The organism is Novosphingobium gossypii (genome assembly GCF_050433305.1).
GTDB classification, from domain to species: Bacteria; Pseudomonadota; Alphaproteobacteria; order Sphingomonadales; family Sphingomonadaceae; genus Novosphingobium; species Novosphingobium gossypii.
The window spans coordinates 132,873-151,829 of sequence record NZ_JBNPXM010000004.1; the positions used below are offsets into that span (position 1 = coordinate 132,873).

Below are 18,957 nucleotides of genomic sequence, written 5' to 3' on the forward strand. Positions count from 1 at the left end.
CGGAAAATTAGGGAATAATCGTTAACCGTAATCCCCGGGGGCGCAATGGGCGTGCCGGGGACGAAAGCATGAGTGCTGTTGGATGGGACCGCTGCGACGCCGTGCTGGTGGTCGAACTGGAGCGTGCCGTTGCAGAAACGGGCAGCACTCTGGAAGCCTTCTGGCAGGCGGCGTCTTCGGGGTGGGCCCTGCCGCTGCGCGCGCTGACGGCTTCTCGCGATGGTGAGGGCCTGCGCCGCAATCTGGTTGCGGCGTCGCTGACGGCACCGGGGCGGCTGGCCTACTGTTCCGAAACGCTTGCATCGGTGACCGAATGGCGTCGGCGCGGTGGCCGGGTGGCGCTCGTTTCCGGACACCGGCAGTCGGTGGTCGATGCGGTGGCCGCGCATCTCGGCGTGTTCGACGAAGTGCACGGCCAGCTCGATGTGCTGGACGCGCGCCGCGATCACCTGACCCGGCTGTTCGGTCATGGCGGCTATGCGGAACTGGGCAACGATGTCCCGATCGAAGGGCTGCGGAATGTCCTCTCAGGGGTCGCTCTGGGCCTGCCGCAGACGGCAGACCCTGATGCGCGCAAAAGCCGGATGCCTGCGCATCTGCGGCTGCTGCGTCCGCACCAGTGGCTCAAGAACCTGCTGATCTTCGTGCCGATGATCGCTGCGCATGACCTGACCTTGCAGACTGTAGGCGGGGCGCTGCTGGCGTTCGCGGCGTTTTGTCTCATCGCGTCCAGCACATACATCCTCAACGATCTGCTCGATCTCAGCTCCGACCGCGTCCATCCGCGCAAGCGCAATCGCCCGCTGGCATCGGGCGCGGTGGACCTGCGGCACGGTACGCTGATGATGCCTGCGCTGGCGCTCGCCGGCGCAGCGCTGGCGCTGCTGTCCGGCCCCAAGCTGCTGGGCATGCTGGCGCTCTATTTCGTGGCGACCACCGTCTATTCATTCAAGCTGAAGCGTATCGTCGTGATCGACATCTGCATGTTGGCGGTGCTTTACACGATGCGCATTCTGGCGGGTAGCGTTGCGGCGGATGTGCCGTGCTCGGTCTGGCTGCTGGCGTTCTCGATCTTCTTCTTCTTTTCGCTGGCCGCAGTGAAGCGCCAGGCCGAACTGATCGACGGCATCGCGTCCGGGCTGGTGACGCTGCACGGGCGCGGATACCGGGCGAGCGACCTGTCGGTGGTAGGCAACATCGTCACCGCATCGGGCATGGTGTCGGTGATGGTGCTGGCGCTCTACACCAATTCCGCGCCGGTCATGCAGCTCTACAGCCGCCCCGAGATGCTGTGGGGTATCTGCCTCGTGTTGCTGTTCTGGAACAGCCGCGTTGCCATCCTGACCCAGCGCGGGGAAATGCACGACGACCCGCTGGTCTTCGCCGCCTGCGATCGGGTAAGCCAGCTGTGCGGCGTCGCCATCGTCGGCCTGGCCATGGCAGCCGCGCTGCTGTGAGCGGTGCCGCGCTGGTCCTGCGCTATACCCTGTTTGCCGTGATCGCGACGCTGGCGAACCTGCTGGTGCAGCGGCTGGTCCTTGCCGCCGCCGCACTTGTGTTGCCGATACCGCATGCGCTGGCCTACGTCGGTGCACTGGGTGCCGGGACCATGGCAGGGCTGGTGCTCAAGTATGTTTTCGACAAACGCTGGATCTTCGACGATCGCGCTACCGGGCTGAGCCACCACGGCAGGCAGTTCTCGCTCTACGTGCTGATGGGGCTGGCGACGACGGTTGTGTTCTGGGGCACCGAGACCGCGTTCTGGCTGGCCTTCGGGACGACCGTAGCCCGAGAGACAGGTGGCGTGCTGGGGCTTTCGGTCGGCTACGTCATCAAGTATCGCCTCGACCGCCGCTTCGTGTTCTCTACCGATACGGCGGGATTGGGGGCCGTCTGATGCTGTTGTCCGGTTGGGGACGGTTTCCGCGCGTGGAATGCCGCGTCCATCGTCCTTCCACGCAAGAGGCTTTGCGCGCGCTGGTCGGCACGCAGCCGTTGATCGCGCGCGGCAACGGGCGCGGTTACGGCGACTGTGCGGTGAACGCCGCGGCCACGATCGACATGCGGCGGTTCAACCGGATGCTTGCCTTCGATGGAGCGGCGGGTGTGCTGACAGTGGAAGCTGGTGTGCTGCTGGCAGACGTCATCAATGCCTTCCTGCCGCGCGGCTGGTTCCCTTACGTCACGCCGGGCACTCGGTTCGTCACGCTGGGCGGGATGGTGGCTGCCGACGTCCACGGCAAGAACCACCATGGCGAGGGCAGTTTCGGCCGCTATATCGAATGGCTCGACGTGATGGACGGGCAGGGCGAGGTGCGGCGTTGCAGCCGTACCGAGGAACCCGAACTGTTCGCCTGGACCATCGGTGGGATGGGCCTGACGGGGGTGATCCTGCGTGTCGCTTTCCGACTGCGCCGGGTGGAGAGCGGCTGGATCCGCCAGACCACGCTTCCGGCCCGGAATCTCGACACGGTCATGGCCATGTTCGAGGATCATGCCGATGCCACGTATTCGGTGGCATGGATCGACTGCCTGCGCGGCGGCAGCGGTTTGGGTCGCTCGGCATTGATGCTGGGCGAACATGCAGCGCCCGGTGATCTGGACGCGGCCCGGCGGGCGAATCCGTTCGCAATCCCGCGCGGGCGGACCCTGCGCGTGCCGTTCGATGCGCCGCAGTTCGCGCTCAACCCGCTGAGCGTTCGCGGTTTCAACGCGATGTACTACCGCCGCGCGGTGGCGGGGAAGGGGGAGTCGCTGGTCGGCTGGGCGAGCTATTTCTATCCGCTCGACGCATTGGCGGACTGGAACCGGATTTACGGTCGACGCGGCTTTGCGCAGTTCCAGTGCGTAATCCCCACTGAGTCCGCGCGTGCCGGACTGACCGCTTTGCTGCGCGAGATCAGCGCCAGCGGGCAGGGCTCTTTCCTGGCGGTGCTGAAGCGGATGGGGGCAGAGGAAGGGCCCGCATCGTTCCCACGCGAAGGCTATACGCTGGCGCTGGACTTTCCGGTCAAGCCGCGCACGCTGGCATTGATGGAGCGGCTGGACGCCATCACCCTTGACCATGGCGGGCGGTTCTACCTTGCCAAGGATGCGCGGATGAGCGCCGCCACGTTCGCGCGGTCCGATCCGCGCCACGCCGATTTTCGTGATTTTCGCGAACGCCGCGATCTGGCCGCGTTCCGCTCTGCCCAAGCAGAAAGGCTGCAACTGTGAGCACTTCCGTCCTGATCATCGGGGGCCGATCCGACATCGGGCTTGCCCTGGCCCACCGCTATGCCGCCGCCGGATATGCCGTGCAGCTGGCGGCGCGCAACGCGCAAGGGCTGGCGGCGGATGCTGCTGATATTGCGTTGCGGCATGGGGTGGAAGCGACCCTGCACGAACTGGACATTCTGGAAGCCGAGACCTTCGCGCCTTTCGTGGACGGCCTGCCGGTTCTGCCGAATGTGGCGATCTGCGTCGTCGGGCTGCTGGGTGAACAGAGCGTGTCGCAGCAGGATCCCACCGTCGCGGCGCGGGTGATGCGCAGCAATTACGAAGGTCCGGCCCTGATTACCGGCCTGCTGGCGGACCGTTTCGAGGCGCGCGGTACAGGCACATTGGTAGGCATCAGTTCGGTTGCCGGAGAGCGCGGACGTGCCAGTAACTACGTCTACGGTTCCGCCAAGGCGGGGTATACCGCCTTCCTGTCCGGCCTGCGCAACCGGCTGGCGAAGACCGGGGTTCATGTCGTCACCGTCATCCCCGGCTTCGTGCGAACGCGCATGACCGAAGGGATGGACCTGCCGCCGCGCCTCACCGCCGAACCTTCCGAAGTCGCAGCAGCGGTCTTCAACGCCACGGAAAAGCGGCGCGACGTGGTCTACGTCAAGCCTGTCTGGCGCCTTGTCATGGCCGTGATCCGCGCGCTGCCGGAACGGGTGTTCAAGAGCACCAAACTGTGATCCGCTGCCGCTCTGCGCTCGGTGAACGGCTGGGCGGCAGCAGGCCGCTGCTTTTAGGCGTCATCGTGGTTGGCTGCCTGCTGGCCCTGCTGTCCGCCATCCGGTTCCAGGCGCCCGAACTGCTGGGTCAGCACAAAGTGCTGACCGACTTCGACGCATTCTACATAGCCGGCCTTCTGGGTAGAGGCGGGCGCGTTTCGGAGGCCTATCATCTGGCCTCGCTGATCGCCGCGCAGAAGGTGGCCTACGGCACCACCAGCTTCATGCCCTGGACGTACCCGCCGCCATTCACGCTGGCGATGCAGTGTCTGGCCGCGCTTCCGTTGGGAGCGGCGTTCCTGCTGTTCTCCCTCGGCAGTTTCGCGCTATATCTTCGGGTTCTTTCCCGCATCGCCGGACAGTGGCTACCCGGCGTCGTGGTCGCGGTCACCCCGGCCATTATCCTGAACTTGCGGACCGGCCAGAACGGCCTGCTGATCGCGGGAGTGATCGGCGCATTCCTGCTGGCGTTCCGGGATGGCCGCAAGGTGGCGGGTCTGCCGCTGGGGCTGCTCATCATCAAGCCGCATCTGGCCGTGGGCGCCGGGCTGCTGGTGCTGCTGCACCGCCGATGGTCCGTGGTTCTGATCGCCGGGGCGGTGGGGCTGGTGTTGCTGACGATTTCGACCCTGGCCTATGGTCCTGCCGTATGGGGCCATTTCCGGGACGCCGTTACCGAAGCAGCCGGGTTTCTGGCCGCCGGATACTACCAGTTTTTCCGCATGAACTCCATCTACGCCACCGCGCATAGCCTGGGTGCAGGCCCGGCAGCGGCAATGGCGTTGCAGATCTGCGGCGCGTTCGCGGCACTGGGAACTCTGGCGTATGCATATTTCAAGGGCATCCCCTTCAACCGTCTTGCAGCACTGGCATGTGCGGCTTCCGTCTGCGTCAGCCCTTACGGCTACGACTACGACCTGACCGTACTGGGCGTGGGTGCCGCGTTCGTGATGCCGGATATTCTGGAGCGTGCCACCACCGGGCAGTTCCTTTCGCTGTCGGCTTTGATGTGGCCGGTTTGCGGGTACGGCATGGCCTGGACGGTCATTGCGAGCCGCGACGATGTGGGGTCCGGCGTGACGCTGGACGGGTCAGATACGGGCGTTGCCCTGATCGCGCCGGCACTGTTCGTGCTGTTCTGGCTGACCTTCCGCGTCCTTTCGCAGCCCCGCCCGGCGCACAATGCAGCACCTGTTTAATCTGACAGTCTCTCCCGACCCATCCGCTCGCTAGTCTCCATCGCGCGGCTGCACTTCGGTGCAGTGGCGGGAGCGCCCGGCCCGATACGATCAGGCGCCTGATGGGAGAGAGTGATGATCCGTCACGTCGTGATGCTCAAGTTCAAGGCGGACGCCGATCCGGCCAAGATCGACCTGTTCATCGAAGAGGTGAAGAAGCTTTCGCACCTCAACCGCGAAGTGCGCGATTACAGCCATGGCCGGGTCGTCCACACGCGCTTCCATTCGGGCGACTTCGATTTCGCCAACTGCTGCGACATCGACAGCTACGAAGCGATGGAGCGCTACATGTCGCACTGGTCGCACTTGCGGATGACGCCGTTCCTGCCCGACATCCTGGAGAACATGATCTCGTTCGACTGGGAAGTGGACTATCACGGCCCCGCGTTCGACGAAAAGCTCGCCGCCGAAGAGGCCGAGCGGGAGAAGGCGCGTGTGCTCAGGGTCCATGAAGATCCCGCAAAGGCCTATGTCCCCGAAGTGCGCGGCCAGACGCGCGAACGTGCGCGCGAGATGTGCGCCATCGCCGGCGTGACCCTGGCCGAGGACGAGGAGGAGATCATCGGTTCGGTCTGGGCACCCAACCGGATCATGTTCGTGACGCCCGAGGCGGGGACCGAGGTTCCGAAGGGTTCGCCGATCCATATCGGCATCACCGGCAACTGGCTGACCGGCCCCGCCGTCCCCGGCGGTGATGCGCCCGCCTGGTAGCGGGGCCGCCTGATAACGGGCCAACTGCCGCGACGTCGCCCATTGAGAGAGGATAACCGCCGTCATGCTCGTACTTGCCGGACATCTGAAAACTTCGCCACATCTTGTCGCAGACCTTGCCGCAGCGCTGCGGGCGCTGGTGGAGCCGACCCTGCGGGAACCCGGCTGCCTTGCCTATCACTTCGCGCTCGACGATCCGGCGGCAGGGACGGTTCTCGTCTACGAACGCTGGAGCGACGAAGCGGCGCTGGCTGCGCATCTGGGGCAGCCCGCGGTTCAGGAACTGCTGGGGGGCTGGGTAGACCGGATCGACATATCCGGCGTGCGCAAGTTCGACGCCGCCAACGAACGGGGCTTCACCGACTGAGCAGAAGCTGAATCGGGCGCCGGGAGACCCGGTCTTGCCCGCGCGGGAGAGAGACAATGATAAACCGCCGCATCGTACTCGCATCGCGCCCGACCGGGGTGCCCGTGCCGGACAACTTCCGCATCGAGGAAGTCGAACTGCCCGCGCTCGAAGACGGGCAGGTGCTGCTGGAAAACCGCGTCTTCGCCATCGATCCCGCCGTTCGCGGCATGCTGGACGACGTGAAGAGCTACCTGCCACCGGTGCCGCTGGACGGTTTGATTCCGACGATGGTGCTGGGCCGCGTGGTCCAGTCGCGCAATCCGGACTTCAGGGAAGGCGACTATGGCCGCGCCTTCATTGGTTGGGAGACGCATTCGGTGATCGCGCCCGGCAGCGTCGGGTTCGAGAACGTGCGCGTGGCCGACGACCTGCCGCTCACTGCCTATATGGGCGCCTGCGGCTGGTCCGGCATCACCGCCTACGTCGGCCTCAAGCGCTATGGAGAGATGCGCGCGGGCGACGAAGTGCTGGTCAGCGCTGCGGCAGGCGCGGTCGGCTCGGTTGCGGGGCAGGTGGCGCGGCTGTCCGGCTGCCGCGTCGTCGGCACCGTGGGATCGCCGGAAAAGGCGCGGCACATCGTCGAGGATCTGGGTTTCGACGGGGCGATAGACTATCGCGCCGCCGCCGATCTCGACGCCGAGATCCAGCGGCATTTCCCCAACGGCATCGACCTCTATTTCGACAATGTCGGCGGCGTCACGCTGGACACCGTGCTGCCCCGGATGAAGGCGTTCGGCCGCATCCCGGTCTGCGGCATGATCGCCAACTACAATCACCAGGCGGACCCCTACCGCGTGCGCAATTTGTGGCAGGTGCTGGTCAACCGCATCACCATGCGCGGTTTCCTGGCCTATGAAGCCGCCGACATGCTGCACGAGGCGGAGGAGGCGCTGGCGAACTGGGTGCGCTCTGGCCAACTGACCGCAACCGAGAACGTCGCGACCGGCCTCGATGCGACACCGGATGCCTTCATCCGCCTCATGTCGGGCGAAACCACCGGCAAGACGCTGGTGCGGCTGGACGACCGGGTATCGACCCTGCGCGACTGGAAGGCTCCGGCCCATGTCTGACGGCGCGCTGGCAGCCCTGATCGACAAGGCGCGGTTGACGGATCTTGTGGCCGAATACGCCAACCTGCTGGACTGGATCGACTGGCAACGGCTGGACACGGTGTTCTGGCCAGATGCGACGTTCGACTTCGGCATGTTCAAGGGAGACTTTGCCGCCTACCGCGCCTTCGTTGCCGAACTGGAGGAAGGCTATGCGCGGCGTCTACACATGTTCGGACTGCCGTCGATCTGGCTGACGGGAGACACCGCCCGGATCGATGCGACATGCGCCATCGTGTGCCGCACCGATGCGCCGTCGCCGGGAATCGATGACACGTTCTGGGGCCGATACCTGCTGACCGCGCAACGGCGCTCCGGGGAATGGCGGCTGTCTACGCTGACGTACGTGCTCAACCTGTTCGACCGGGTAGACCGTCAGGCGGACGACCGGGACATGCCGATGACCTTTGGCGACCACCTTGGCCCTGATCACCCGCTGGCAGCGGCATCGGCGGCGTGAAAAGAAAAATGGGAGACGGACGATGACGGAAGACAGCAGGTGGGATCTCGAAGCGGACGTTGTCGTTCTCGGTTCGGGCGGGGCGGCGATGACGGCGGCGATCGCGGCGCACGATTTCGGCGCCAGCGATGTCGTTATCCTGGAGAAGAGCGGGATGGTGGGCGGCACCACGGCGATGTCGGGCGGCATGCTGTGGATCCCCAACAACCCGCACCAGATCGCGGCGGGGCTGGAGGATACGGACGAGGATATCGTCGCCTATCTCGATGCACTGGCACCCGGCGCGCTCGATCCCGATACGCTGATGGCGTTCATGGAAAACGGGCCGGAGATGATCCGCTATCTGGCCGAAAAGACGCCGGTGCGCTTTCACGCCTATGCCGATTTCCCGGATTACCAGCCCTACCTGCCGGGCGCCCGGCCTGATGGCGGGCGCTCGCTGGATAACGAGGCGTTCTCCTTCGACCGGCTGGGCAAGTGGGCCACACGGGTGAACCCCACGAAGATGGCCTATCCGGTGCGCGGCAGCCTGATGGAGGCGATCAACGGCACGCTGGACGAAGCCACGCTGGCCGAGCGCGAGGCTGGCGACTATCGCGGGCTGGGGCAGGCACTGGCCGGATCGCTGTTCAAGGCCGTGCTGGATCGCAACATCCCGGTGGAGTTCGAAAAGCGGGCGCGCAAGCTCATCAAGGATGGCGACCGGGTGATCGGCGTCATTGCCGAAAGCGCGGACGGCAGGGACTTTCGCGTGCGCGCCCGTCGCGGCGTGGTCATCGCGACAGGCGGGTTCGAGTGGAACGAGGCGCTGGTTCGCACCTTCCTGCGCGGTCCCCTGACCGGGCCTGTCAGCGTGCCCGAGAACGAAGGCGACGGTTTGCTCATGGCGATAGAGGCGGGCGCGCAACTGGGCAACATGCAGCACGCATTCTGGCAGCAGAGCGTGCTGGAATTCAAACCCCAGCACCGCGACGCCAAGCCCAACTACATGCTGGGTTCGGACGAGCGTGCGCGGCCCGGCGCCATCCTGGTGAACCGCGCCGGCAAGCGCTTCGTCAACGAGGCGGCCAACTACAACGCGATGGGCAAGGCGCTGCACGCCTTCGACGCGGGCAACCATTCCTACGCCAACCTGCCGTACTGGCTGATCATCGACCAGCGCTATCGCGACAAGTATCCCACATTCAACACCCAGCCCGGATCGCCGCCGCCCTCCTACATGCTGCAGGCCGACACGCTGGAGGAACTGGCGGACAAGGCCGGGATCGACTCGCAAGGTCTGGTCGCCACCGTTGCCCGTTTCAACGACATGGTACGCAAGGGCCACGACGATGACTTCAATCGCGGCGATAATACTTATGATAACTTCTACATGTGGGGCGATGCCGCGTTCGATCCGCCTTACCGCACGCTAGGCGTCATCGACCAGGGGCCGTACTTCGCGGTGAAGATGGAATCGGGCGCGCTGGGAACGGCGGGCGGCCCGCGGACCAATGCCGACGCGCAAGTGCTGGACTGGAGTGGCAATCCGATCCCCGGCCTCTATGCAGCGGGCAACGCCATGGCGGCGGTGCTGGGTGAGGGGTATGGCGGCGCGGGCGGCACGCTGGGACCGGGCATGACGTTCGGCTACATCGCCGGGCGGCATCTCGGCAGGTACATCCCGAACCATTGACAGGGGCCGCCCGCCTTTACAGACCACTGCTCCCGCCTTACGTCCTCACCGGGATTCGAGGCGGGAGCTGTCACGTTGGTTGGTATGAAGGACGCCTTCGTGGCGGTGGACTGGGGAACGACCAACCGCCGCGCCTATGTGATCGAAGACGGCGCCGTCTTCGCCGACCAGCGTGACGACATGGGCATCCTGTCGGTTCCGGCAGGCGGATTTCCTGCCGAAGTCGCCATGCTGCGCGAACGGCATGGCGGATTGCCGCTGCTGCTGGCGGGCATGATCGGCTCCAACCGGGGATGGCATGACGCAGGCTATGTCGATGCGCCTGCATCCATGGCTGACATCGCCGCGCGCCTCATCCACCCCGAGCCGGATGTCGCCATCGTTCCCGGCGTCCGCCGCGATCGCGACGGGCGGCAGGACGTCATGCGCGGAGAGGAGGTCCAGCTGCTGGGTGCCATCGCCGCAGGTCTTGCGCCTGCCGATGCGCTGCTGTGCCAGCCGGGCACACACGCCAAGTGGGCCATCATGAAGGCAGGCGCGCTGGCCGATTTCACCACCGCCATGACAGGCGAACTGTTCGCCATGCTCAAGGCCCATTCGCTGATCGGCAGCGAGATGGCCGGCGCGGTCGATGCCGATGACGAGTTCCGCAAGGGCGTGGAGGCGAGCGCCGACCGTGATCTGCTTTCCGCGCTCTTCGGCGTGCGCGCTGCGTCGGTCCTTGGCGCCCGCGCACCGGGAGCGGCAGCCGCCTACGTCAGCGGTCTTTTGCTGGGCGCGGACTGCCGCGCCCGCGTGGCACCGGACCAGACCGTCCACCTGCTCGCCGATGGCCTTCTTGCCCGGCTTTACTCCAGCGCCATCGCCCTTGTCGGCGGCAAGCCCATCGTCGTCGACAGCCATGCGTCTTTCGTCGCGGGCATCGTCCAAATCCGGGAACTGACATCATGATCGACCTTGCCACCGCCCTTGCGCAGCTTCCCCTCGTCGCCATCCTGCGCGGCATCCGGCCCGACGAGATCGAGGCCGCTGCGGACGCGCTGGTGGAGGCGGGTTTCCGCCTTATCGAAGTGCCGTTGAACTCGCCCGATCCATTGGCCAGCATCGAAAAGCTGGCCCGCCGCGTGGGCGACCGGGCGATAGTCGGCGCGGGCACGGTGCTGACCGTGGATCAGGTGGCGCAGGTCCACGATGCAGGCGGGGCAATGATCGTTTCGCCCAACACCGACGTCGCGGTGATCGCGGAGAGCGCGCGGCGCGGCATGGTTTCGCTGCCGGGCTACTTCACGCCGACCGAGGCTTTCGCGGCGCTGGCGGCGGGGGCCAGCGGCCTCAAGCTGTTCCCGGCGGAAGCGGCGACCCCTGCCGTCATCAAGGCCCAGCGCGCCGTGCTACCCCGCAACGTGCCGCTGCTGGTCGTGGGCGGCATCTCGCCCACCAACATGGCTCCGTGGCGCGAGGCGGGGGCGGATGGCTTCGGCCTGGGTTCAGCGCTTTACAAGGTCGGTGCCACCGCACAGGAAATCGCCGCGAATGGCCGTGCTTTTGCGCAAGGCTGGGCGCAACTGCAGGCCGGATAAGCCGACAGCGCCGCGCGTAAGAATGTTTTTACGCGCGGTAACAATCTTTCGAGTTCAAACCGGCTTCGCATCGCGCTAGACCTCTTCTCAAAAGGAGAGGTTCAATGACGCATTTCGATTTCGCTCTGGGCGAAAACGCGGACATGATCCGCGAAACCACTGCCCGTTTCGCCGCCGATCGCATTGCTCCACTGGCGGCCGAGATCGACGCGAAGGACTGGTTTCCGCGTGATCTATGGCCGCAGATGGGCGAACTGGGCCTTCACGGCATCACGGTGGAGGAAGCGCACGGTGGCCTTGGCCTCGGCTATCTGGAACATGTCGTCGCGCAGGAGGAAGTGGCGCGCGCTTCGGCGTCCATCGGCCTGTCCTATGGCGCGCATTCCAACTTGTGCGTCAACCAGCTGCGCCGCTGGGGCAATGACGAACAGAAGCGCAAGTACCTGCCCCCGCTGATCTCGGGCGAGCATGTCGGCAGCCTTGCCATGTCCGAAGCGGGCGCGGGATCGGATGTGGTCTCGATGAAGCTGAAGGCCGAACGCAAGGGCGATCGCTACGTCCTCAACGGCACCAAGTTCTGGATCACCAACGCGACTTATGCCGATACGCTGGTGGTCTACGCCCGCACCGGCGAAGGATCGCGCGGGATCACCACCTTCATCATAGAGAAGGGGATGACGGGGTTCTCCATCGGGCAGAAGATCGACAAGGTGGGCATGCGCGGTTCGCCCACTGCGGAGTTGGTGTTCGATGATTGCGAGGTTCCCGAAGAGAACATCATGGGCCCGCTGAACGGCGGCGTCGAAGTGCTGATGAGCGGGCTGGATTACGAACGCACCGTTCTGGCCGGCATCCAGCTTGGCATCATGCAGGCCTGCCTCGACGTGGTGCTGCCGTACGTGCGTGAACGGCGGCAGTTCGGCAAGCCCATCGGTGCGTTCCAGCTGATGCAGGCCAAGATTGCCGACATGTACGTCGCGCTCAATTCGGCGCGCGCCTATGTCTACGCGGTTGCCCGTGCCTGCGATGCGGGCCGCACGACGCGTTTCGATGCCGCAGGGGCCATCCTGCTGGCCTCGGAGAACGCGATGAAGACCGCGCTGGAAGCGGTGCAGGCGCTGGGCGGTGCCGGTTACACGAAGGACTGGCCGGTTGAGCGCTACATGCGCGATGCCAAGCTGCTGGACATCGGCGCGGGCACGAACGAGATCCGGCGGATGCTGATCGGGCGGGAGCTTGTCGGCGTATGAACGATCCGGCACCCGGCGTGCCGCGCCTCAGGTCTGCGCTCTTCGTCCCGGCGGACAGGCCCGACCGCTTCGCCAAGGCAGCGGCCAGCGGCGCCGACGCGCTGATCCTGGACCTTGAGGATTCGGTCGCGCCCGATCGCAAGGGTTATGGACGCGCCGCTGTCGCCGAATGGCTGGCGGGCGAAAGGAAAGTGCCGGCCTTCGTGCGGGTCAATCCGCTGGACGGCGGCCTGATCGACGCCGACCTTGCAGCGGTGCTGCCGTGCCGCCCCGACGGCCTCGTGCTGCCCAAGGCGGAAGGCGCGGCCAGCGTCCATGCCCTCGTCGCCATGCTGGGCGCAGAGGCCTTGCCGATCCTGCCGATCGCCACCGAAACCCCCGCCGCGATCTTCCAGCTGGGCACGTACGCCACCGTCGCGCAGCATCTGTGCGGCCTGACCTGGGGGGCGGAAGACCTGCCCGCCGCCATCGGTGCCGCCACCGCGCGTGAGGCGGACGGCAGCTACACTGCTCCTTACGAGATGGTGCGCAGCCTGACGCTGTTCGCCGCCCATGCCGTAGGCGTGGCTGCGGTGGAGACCGTCTTCCCCCGCATCGACGCGCCCGATGCGCTTGCCGCCTATGTTGCCCGTGCCCGGCGCGATGGATTCACCGGCATGATGGCGATCCATCCCACGCAGGTCGCCACGATCAACGCAGGCTTCACCCCCAGCGCAGTGGAACTGGCGCATGCCCGCGCGGTCATCGCCGCCTTCGCCGCTGCGCCGGATGCCGGGGCGCTCAAGCTGGACGGGCGGATGATAGACCGGCCGCATCTGGTGCAGGCCCGTCGCATCGTGGCGCTGGCGGAGTAGTGCGCCTGTTTCCCCTTTGGCTGGTTTGACGTAGCGGCATCGCGTCTTTACCGGCTGGCCGCATGATCGCCCTGCTTTCTCCCGCCAAGACGCTCGACTTCGATCGCGCGCTGCCGCCGCTCGATGCCACCGTGCCGCACTTCGCCGAGGAAGCGGGCAGCCTTGCCCGTTCGGCGGCGAACCTGACGCAGAAGAAACTGGGCGAACTGATGCACATCTCGCCGCGCCTCGCCAAGCTGAACGCAGACCGCTTCCGCGATTTCGCCGATCTGCCCGAGCGGCAGGCGCTGTTCGCCTTTGCGGGCGACGTCTACACCGGCTTCGATGTGGATACGCTGGACGAAGCGGGCGTGATCTTCGCGCAGGACCATATCCGGATGCTGTCGGGACTTTACGGCCTCCTGCGCCCGCTCGACACTATCCGCCCCTACCGGCTTGAGATGGGCACGCGCTGGGCGCCGCGCCACAAGAAGCTGACCGACTGGTGGGGCGACCGCATCGCCGCCCTGCTGCGCGCGCAGGTGGAGGAGGAGGGCTCCGGCGTCGTCCTCAACCTCGCCAGCCAGGAATACTATGCCGCCGTCGAGGGCCGGCTGCGGGGGCTGCGCATGATCGAGGTGGAGTTCCGCGAACCCGGCCCGAACGGTCCGCGCTTCGTCAGCTTCAACGCCAAGCGCGCGCGCGGGATGATGGCGCGCTGGCTGTGCGAGCATCACATCACCGACATCGAAGCAATGCGTGGGTTCGACAGCGACGGCTATCGCTTCGATGCATCGGAAAGCGCGCCCGATCGCTGGCGCTTCATGCGGGGCTGAGCGCCACCGCCGAAAGCTCAGGAACCAGCGGCCTTCTCTTCGTCCAGCAGCCGCTTCCAGCGCGTGTCGAGGGCACGCGCGCCTGCTTTTCCAGCCTTCGATACCAGCGAAACCCCACGCAGGGCCAGATGGTGGCCGCCCAGCAGGCGGCCCGAAATGCTGTAGCCGACGTCATAGAGCGCGACGTCGCGATGAACCTTGCCGTCTACCAGAAAGCGGGTCGTGACCAGCACCGGCAGCTTGGCGTCTCCGCGACTATCATCGGGCAGTTTCGCCCCATTGCGGGCCTTCTTCAGCGCACGGTCGAACCATTGCGCTTCGATACGCGGCTCGCCGGTGGTTTCTACTGGCGCCAGCCCCAGCGCGGCAGGGAAAGCGATGGTCTGCCCCTGCACCGTCTGATCGGCGGAAGCGGGCTTGAGCATCAGCTTGTCATCGTCCGATCCCGTCGCCAGCAGGACGAGCGCGGCAGCCTTGTCGGCTGCCCGGTCGGCCTCGGCCACGCGGGTCGCCTCGCTGTCGTTGCGCTGGCTCCAGGAATTCCAGAGCGTCAGCCCGGAAATCGTCACCGCGATCACCGTCAGCACTTCACCCAGGGTGATCCATCGGCGGCGGATGGCGGCGGCTTCGACGGCGCGCGCTTCGGCCTTGGCGGCCTTTGATGCGGGTTCGGGGGAATCATCCTTCACGCAAAGGATTCGAACATTTGCCGCGCCCCGCGTCAAGGCCGCGACGACCGGGGCACCAGTCGTCGCGACCGCTGCCGGTGACAGGGGGCAGGCAGAACCTGATCCAATGGCAGCGATCGCACTATCGGATGAGGAGCCCGGCGATCCCATCCCGATTAAATGGAAAGGTGATTCCCCACCGTGTCCTTGCAATGGGTTTGCTGCGAACATATAAAGAACATATGTCGCAGCCATCGATCAAGGATCGTCTTGAAATTCTCGCCGACGCGGCCAAGTACGATGCGTCCTGCGCGTCGTCCGGCACGGCCAAGCGGAACAGCCGGGACGGGAAGGGAATCGGCTCAACCGAAGGGATGGGCATCTGTCACGCCTATGCCCCTGACGGGCGCTGCATTTCACTGCTCAAGCTGTTGCTGACCAACCACTGCATCTTCGACTGCCATTACTGCATCAACCGCAAAAGCTCCAACGTGCGCCGGGCCCGGTTCACGCCGCAGGAAGTGGTCGATCTCACTCTCTCGTTCTATCGGCGCAACTATATCGAGGGGCTGTTCCTGTCCTCCGGCATCGTCAAATCGTCCAGCCACACGATGGAACAGATGATAGAAGTGGCTCGTATCCTTCGGGAAGAGAACGATTTTCGTGGATATATCCACCTCAAGACCATTCCGGAGGCCGATCCCGAACTGGTGGCGCAGGCGGGGCTTTGGGCAGACCGCGTATCCATCAACGTGGAATTGCCGACGACCATCGGCCTGGCCCGGCTGGCACCCGACAAGAACGGCGCGACGATCGAAGGTGCGATGGGCAAGCTGTCGGGCGCGATCGTGGAGGCGCATGATGCGCGGCGGCGGTTTCGCAAAGCGCCGCAATTCGCGCCTGCCGGACAATCGACCCAGATGATCGTCGGCGCGGATGGGGCAAGCGATTCCGAGATCGTCGGTAAGGCGAGCACCCTGTACGACCGCTTCAGCCTCAAGCGCGTCTACTACTCCGCCTTCAGCCCGATCCCTGAGGCAAGCGCCGTTCTCCCGCTCAAGCGGCCGCCACTGATGCGGGAACATCGGCTGTATCAGTCGGACTGGCTGATGCGGTTCTATGGCTTTGCCCCGCGCGACGTGCAGCAGGCAGCGGATGCAGACGGCATGCTGCCGCTCGATATCGATCCCAAGCTGGCGTGGGCGCTGAAATTCCGTGAGAGTTTCCCGGTCGATCTCAACCGCGCTCCGCGCGAAGCGATGCTGCGGGTGCCGGGGCTGGGAGTGAAGGCGGTGGACGCGATTATCGTCGCGCGGCGGCATCGCACCATCCGGATGGAAGACCTGGCGCGACTGACGGTATCGGTCCGCAAGCTGCGCCCTTTCGTGGTCACGGTGGACTGGCGCCCCACTTTGCTGACGGATCGGGCGGACCTTCGCGCGCGGCTCGCTCCGCCGGCGCACCAGATGGAACTGTTCGCGTGATCGCCGCCGCTCTGGCCGAGCCTGACGATTTCGAGGAATGGCGCGCCGAAGCGCGGCGGCTGGCTGCGGCGGGGGTGGCGCCTGAAACGGCCGCATGGAGCGACGGCGACGGAACTGCTGATCTGTTCGCGGCGCCGCCGCCAGCGTCTTCGATGGCGGAACCTACCGGGCGCGAGGTGCGGGCGAACCGCGCCTTCATCGACCTTGCCCGCAGCGTCATCCTTCATTCCGATCCCGTCCGCCTTGGCCTGCTCTATAGCGTGCTGTGGCGGCTGCAGACGCAACCCCGCCTGCTTGACGACGTAGCCGATCCCGATGTGGTCGCGCTGGAGCGGCTGGCCAAGCAGGTTCGCCGCGACATTCACAAGATGCGCGCCTTCGTGCGTTTTCGCGTCGTTGCCGACGAAGACGGCGTGGATCGCTATGTCGCGTGGTTCGAACCCGAGCACCGCATCGAGCGCGCCAATGCGGAGTTTTTCGTCAACCGGTTCGCCAGCCAACGCTGGTCGATCCTGACCCCGCGCCTGTCGCTGCACTGGGATGGCGCGGCTTTGCTCGAAGGTCCGCCCGCCACCCGCAGCGATGCGCCGACCGAGGATGGCGTGGAGGAACTATGGTTGGGATACTATCGTTCGATCTTCAACCCGGCGCGGCTAAAGGTGGGCATGATGGTGAAGGAAATGCCGCGCCGCTACTGGAAGAACCTGCCCGAGGCGGGCCAGATCCCCGATCTCATCGCCGGGGCGCACCGAAGGGAAGCCGCGATGATCGCCACCGGCGCCAACCTGTTCGAAAGCGAACCAGCCCCGGCGTCGCTGGCCGCCGTGGCAGAAGGCATAACGCAGTGTCGCCGCTGCCCCATCGGTTGCAACGGCACCCGCGCGGTAATGGGCGAAGGGTCGTCCAGCGCCGTCCTGATGATCGTTGGCGAACAGCCGGGTGACAACGAGGAACGGGAGAACCGCCCCTTCATCGGGCCGGCGGGGCAGTTGCTGGACCGCGCGCTGGAGGAAACCGGCATCGAGCGGCAGCGCGCCTATGTCACCAATGCGGTAAAGCATTTCAAGTTCACGCCGCGCGGCAAGCGCCGGTTGCACCAGACACCCACCGCAGGGGAAATCGACATCTGCCGCTGGTGGCTGGACGGCGAACGCGCGCTGATCAAGCCAAAGGTGGTGCTGGCGCTGGGCGCAAGCAGCGCTCGTGGACTGCTCGGTCGCACCCCGGCGATCGGACGTGAGCGTGGCAGCGCCATCGCCCTGCCGGATGGAACCACGGTGTGGTTGACAGCGCACCCAAGCTATCTGTTACGGCTGGACGGAGATGCCCGAGAGCGGGAACATGACCGCTTTGCACAGGATCTTGCGGGCTTGTCTCAGTTGCTCAGGGCTGGCTGAGCGTCAGCCTGCGGCAGCGTAGGGCTTGCGGTTGACGGTGACGCCATCGAACGCCAGACGCTCCACTCCCGTGTGAGTCAGCTCAGGGTCTTGAAGGTTCAGATCAGCGTTCCGGATCGTGATGTCGTGAATATGTGTCTGGCCCGGATTGGGGCGGATCGTACCGAACGCGCCGAAATTGCCCCTTATGCCGTCCAGAACGACATTGCGGACGACTGACTTGGGCGGCTGATGTCCATCGAGGTTGCGGTACTGACTCCATGGCTCGATCGAGAGGATGGTTCCGCCTTTATTTTCGAGGGTTATGTTGCGTACTTCAACGTTCTCGTAAGTCTGCGGCGTGTCTGGGCGCAGTTTCATGCGCAGGAGGACGATGTCGCCGGTCACTCGGCAATCCTGCATGGAGACGTTGCGAACGATAGTGGCTTCGCTGCCGCAGGCGAGGGCGTGGTGCCCCCGGCGGAAATGGCATCCGACGATGCGCAATCCATCCACTGGCGGGCTGCTGACGTCCTGCAGGGCACGCGGGCCTTTCGATCCCTTGGCCGCGATGCAATCGTCCGTGACGGAGAAATAGCAGCCGTCGACGGTAACGCGGCGGCAACTATCCACGTCGATCCCGTCCGTGCTGGGAGCCTGTCGATAATCGTCGGGAACCTCGAAGCGGGCACGCCGCACGAGGACGTTCTCACAATCATAAAGGTGGAGGTTCCAGAACTGGGAATCCTTGAACGTGACGCCTTCCACCACCACTCCGCGCGAGTTCTCGATCAGGGCCAGCCGGGCGCGGGGCAGACCCAGGTTCGGGAACTCATTCGGGTTGGGCGCGGCGTTGCGCAACGCCCAGAAACGATCCCAGATGGGCCGCCCGGCTCCATCCAGGGTGCCTTCACCGGAAATATGAAAGCCGTGGCACGCCTTCGCGTTGATGAGCGCCGGGGTGAACGATGGCTCGAAATGCCCTTCGATCCGGGTGCGTTGCGGCGGGAAATGCGTCATGTCGGTGGTGCAGCGAAGCACCGCGCCACGGTCGAGGTGCAGGTTGACGCCGGGCTTGAAGAACAGCGCGCCACTGACGAAGACGCCTGCGGGCACCACCACCGTTCCGCCGCCCTCATGCGCGCAGGCATCGATGGCGGATTGGATCGCGGCGGTGTTGACCATGGCACCGTCAGCCACGGCGCCGAAGCGGGTGATGGGCACCTTGCGGCTTCCTTTCGCTTGCGCGGGCAAGGCTGCGGAAAGTGCCAGCGGCGCACCGAGGAGCGCCGTGGTGACGTGACGGCGCGTGGCTTGTGTGATGCCCATCGTGTCTTCCTTC

19 protein-coding genes are annotated in these 18,957 nt (G+C 65.6%); 17 read left to right on the forward strand and 2 right to left on the reverse strand.

Features of this window, described 5'->3' with window-relative positions; genetic code table 11:
* The first annotated feature begins 68 nt into the window (after positions 1 to 68).
* From GGR40_RS10010 to GGR40_RS10080, 15 genes are all read left to right on the forward strand, one after another.
* Positions 69 to 1,457 (forward strand): UbiA family prenyltransferase, encoded by a 1,389-nt coding sequence (locus tag GGR40_RS10010; RefSeq protein WP_429276091.1) that lies wholly within the window; start codon positions 69 to 71, stop codon positions 1,455 to 1,457.
* Entirely contained in the window at positions 1,454 to 1,897 is a 444-nt protein-coding gene (locus tag GGR40_RS10015; protein ID WP_429276092.1) for a GtrA family protein, read from the forward strand. Before GGR40_RS10010 ends, GGR40_RS10015 begins: the two co-directional genes overlap by 4 nt.
* Complete coding sequence (locus GGR40_RS10020; RefSeq protein WP_429276093.1) at positions 1,897 to 3,216, forward strand: FAD-binding oxidoreductase; 1,320 nt, start codon at positions 1,897 to 1,899, stop codon at positions 3,214 to 3,216. Before GGR40_RS10015 ends, GGR40_RS10020 begins: the two co-directional genes overlap by 1 nt.
* Entirely contained in the window at positions 3,213 to 3,947 is a 735-nt protein-coding gene (locus GGR40_RS10025; RefSeq protein WP_429276094.1) for an SDR family oxidoreductase, read from the forward strand. Before GGR40_RS10020 ends, GGR40_RS10025 begins: the two co-directional genes overlap by 4 nt.
* A complete protein-coding gene (locus GGR40_RS10030; protein ID WP_429276095.1) occupies positions 3,944 to 5,185 on the forward strand; it encodes a glycosyltransferase family 87 protein in 1,242 nt (413 codons plus the stop codon). Before GGR40_RS10025 ends, GGR40_RS10030 begins: the two co-directional genes overlap by 4 nt.
* A gap of 114 nt (positions 5,186 to 5,299) precedes the next feature.
* The gene (locus GGR40_RS10035) at positions 5,300 to 5,935 is read left to right on the forward strand and encodes a Dabb family protein (RefSeq protein WP_429276096.1); all 636 of its coding nucleotides are present in this window, start codon (positions 5,300 to 5,302) and stop codon (positions 5,933 to 5,935) included.
* A gap of 64 nt (positions 5,936 to 5,999) precedes the next feature.
* Positions 6,000 to 6,302, forward strand: coding sequence for a putative quinol monooxygenase (locus tag GGR40_RS10040; protein ID WP_429276097.1), 303 nt, complete (start codon positions 6,000 to 6,002; stop codon positions 6,300 to 6,302).
* Positions 6,303 to 6,358: 56 nt separating this feature from the next.
* Positions 6,359 to 7,414: an NADP-dependent oxidoreductase gene (locus GGR40_RS10045; RefSeq protein WP_429276098.1), complete on the forward strand. Its 1,056-nt coding sequence runs from the start codon at positions 6,359 to 6,361 to the stop codon at positions 7,412 to 7,414.
* Positions 7,407 to 7,913 carry a nuclear transport factor 2 family protein gene (locus GGR40_RS10050; RefSeq protein ID WP_429276099.1) on the forward strand — a complete coding sequence of 169 codons (507 nt, stop codon included), beginning with the start codon at positions 7,407 to 7,409 and terminating at the stop codon, positions 7,911 to 7,913. Before GGR40_RS10045 ends, GGR40_RS10050 begins: the two co-directional genes overlap by 8 nt.
* 22 nt (positions 7,914 to 7,935) lie before the next feature.
* Complete coding sequence (locus tag GGR40_RS10055; protein ID WP_429276100.1) at positions 7,936 to 9,588, forward strand: FAD-binding protein; 1,653 nt, start codon at positions 7,936 to 7,938, stop codon at positions 9,586 to 9,588.
* Positions 9,589 to 9,672: 84 nt separating this feature from the next.
* Entirely contained in the window at positions 9,673 to 10,539 is an 867-nt protein-coding gene (locus GGR40_RS10060; RefSeq protein ID WP_429276101.1) for a 2-dehydro-3-deoxygalactonokinase, read from the forward strand.
* Entirely contained in the window at positions 10,536 to 11,168 is a 633-nt protein-coding gene (locus GGR40_RS10065; RefSeq protein WP_429276102.1) for a 2-dehydro-3-deoxy-6-phosphogalactonate aldolase, read from the forward strand. Before GGR40_RS10060 ends, GGR40_RS10065 begins: the two co-directional genes overlap by 4 nt.
* Positions 11,169 to 11,272: 104 nt before the next feature.
* Positions 11,273 to 12,418 (forward strand): isovaleryl-CoA dehydrogenase, encoded by a 1,146-nt coding sequence (locus tag GGR40_RS10070; RefSeq protein WP_429276103.1) that lies wholly within the window; start codon positions 11,273 to 11,275, stop codon positions 12,416 to 12,418.
* Positions 12,415 to 13,272 (forward strand): HpcH/HpaI aldolase/citrate lyase family protein, encoded by an 858-nt coding sequence (locus tag GGR40_RS10075; RefSeq protein ID WP_429276104.1) that lies wholly within the window; start codon positions 12,415 to 12,417, stop codon positions 13,270 to 13,272. Before GGR40_RS10070 ends, GGR40_RS10075 begins: the two co-directional genes overlap by 4 nt.
* A gap of 62 nt (positions 13,273 to 13,334) precedes the next feature.
* Positions 13,335 to 14,087 carry a YaaA family protein gene (locus tag GGR40_RS10080; protein ID WP_429276105.1) on the forward strand — a complete coding sequence of 251 codons (753 nt, stop codon included), beginning with the start codon at positions 13,335 to 13,337 and terminating at the stop codon, positions 14,085 to 14,087.
* Positions 14,088 to 14,104: 17 nt separating this feature from the next.
* Here the strand turns inward: GGR40_RS10080 and GGR40_RS10085 are convergent, their stop codons facing one another.
* A complete protein-coding gene (locus tag GGR40_RS10085; protein WP_429276106.1) occupies positions 14,105 to 14,776 on the reverse strand; it encodes a hypothetical protein in 672 nt (223 codons plus the stop codon).
* 221 nt (positions 14,777 to 14,997) lie between these two features.
* Here GGR40_RS10085 and GGR40_RS10090 point away from each other — a divergent pair, with 221 nt between their 5' ends.
* Positions 14,998 to 16,239, forward strand: coding sequence for a putative DNA modification/repair radical SAM protein (locus tag GGR40_RS10090; RefSeq protein ID WP_429276107.1), 1,242 nt, complete (start codon positions 14,998 to 15,000; stop codon positions 16,237 to 16,239).
* Positions 16,236 to 17,636 carry a UdgX family uracil-DNA binding protein gene (locus GGR40_RS10095; protein ID WP_429276108.1) on the forward strand — a complete coding sequence of 467 codons (1,401 nt, stop codon included), beginning with the start codon at positions 16,236 to 16,238 and terminating at the stop codon, positions 17,634 to 17,636. The genes GGR40_RS10090 and GGR40_RS10095 overlap by 4 nt, the downstream gene beginning before the upstream one ends.
* Before the next feature lie 3 nt (positions 17,637 to 17,639).
* Here the strand turns inward: GGR40_RS10095 and GGR40_RS10100 are convergent, their stop codons facing one another.
* Positions 17,640 to 18,944 carry a glycoside hydrolase family 28 protein gene (locus GGR40_RS10100; protein WP_429276109.1) on the reverse strand — a complete coding sequence of 435 codons (1,305 nt, stop codon included), beginning with the start codon at positions 18,942 to 18,944 and terminating at the stop codon, positions 17,640 to 17,642.
* Between the last annotated feature and the right edge of the window lie 13 nt (positions 18,945 to 18,957).

What these genes read in the sequence shown, in the direction of transcription:
- GGR40_RS10010 (WP_429276091.1), top strand. Translation starts at nt 69, where the DNA reads ATGAGTGCTGTTGGATGGGACCGCTGCGACGCCGTGCTGGTGGTCGAA.
- GGR40_RS10020 (WP_429276093.1), top strand. Translation starts at nt 1,897, where the DNA reads ATGCTGTTGTCCGGTTGGGGACGGTTTCCGCGCGTGGAATGCCGCGTC.
- GGR40_RS10035 (WP_429276096.1), top strand. Translation starts at nt 5,300, where the DNA reads ATGATCCGTCACGTCGTGATGCTCAAGTTCAAGGCGGACGCCGATCCG.
- GGR40_RS10040 (WP_429276097.1), top strand. Translation starts at nt 6,000, where the DNA reads ATGCTCGTACTTGCCGGACATCTGAAAACTTCGCCACATCTTGTCGCA.
- GGR40_RS10045 (WP_429276098.1), top strand. Translation starts at nt 6,359, where the DNA reads ATGATAAACCGCCGCATCGTACTCGCATCGCGCCCGACCGGGGTGCCC.
- GGR40_RS10050 (WP_429276099.1), top strand. Translation starts at nt 7,407, where the DNA reads ATGTCTGACGGCGCGCTGGCAGCCCTGATCGACAAGGCGCGGTTGACG.
- GGR40_RS10055 (WP_429276100.1), top strand. Translation starts at nt 7,936, where the DNA reads ATGACGGAAGACAGCAGGTGGGATCTCGAAGCGGACGTTGTCGTTCTC.
- GGR40_RS10060 (WP_429276101.1), top strand. Translation starts at nt 9,673, where the DNA reads ATGAAGGACGCCTTCGTGGCGGTGGACTGGGGAACGACCAACCGCCGC.
- GGR40_RS10065 (WP_429276102.1), top strand. Translation starts at nt 10,536, where the DNA reads ATGATCGACCTTGCCACCGCCCTTGCGCAGCTTCCCCTCGTCGCCATC.
- GGR40_RS10070 (WP_429276103.1), top strand. Translation starts at nt 11,273, where the DNA reads ATGACGCATTTCGATTTCGCTCTGGGCGAAAACGCGGACATGATCCGC.
- GGR40_RS10075 (WP_429276104.1), top strand. Translation starts at nt 12,415, where the DNA reads ATGAACGATCCGGCACCCGGCGTGCCGCGCCTCAGGTCTGCGCTCTTC.
- GGR40_RS10080 (WP_429276105.1), top strand. Translation starts at nt 13,335, where the DNA reads ATGATCGCCCTGCTTTCTCCCGCCAAGACGCTCGACTTCGATCGCGCG.
- GGR40_RS10090 (WP_429276107.1), top strand. Translation starts at nt 14,998, where the DNA reads ATGTCGCAGCCATCGATCAAGGATCGTCTTGAAATTCTCGCCGACGCG.
- GGR40_RS10100 (WP_429276109.1), bottom strand. Translation starts at nt 18,944, where the DNA reads ATGGGCATCACACAAGCCACGCGCCGTCACGTCACCACGGCGCTCCTC.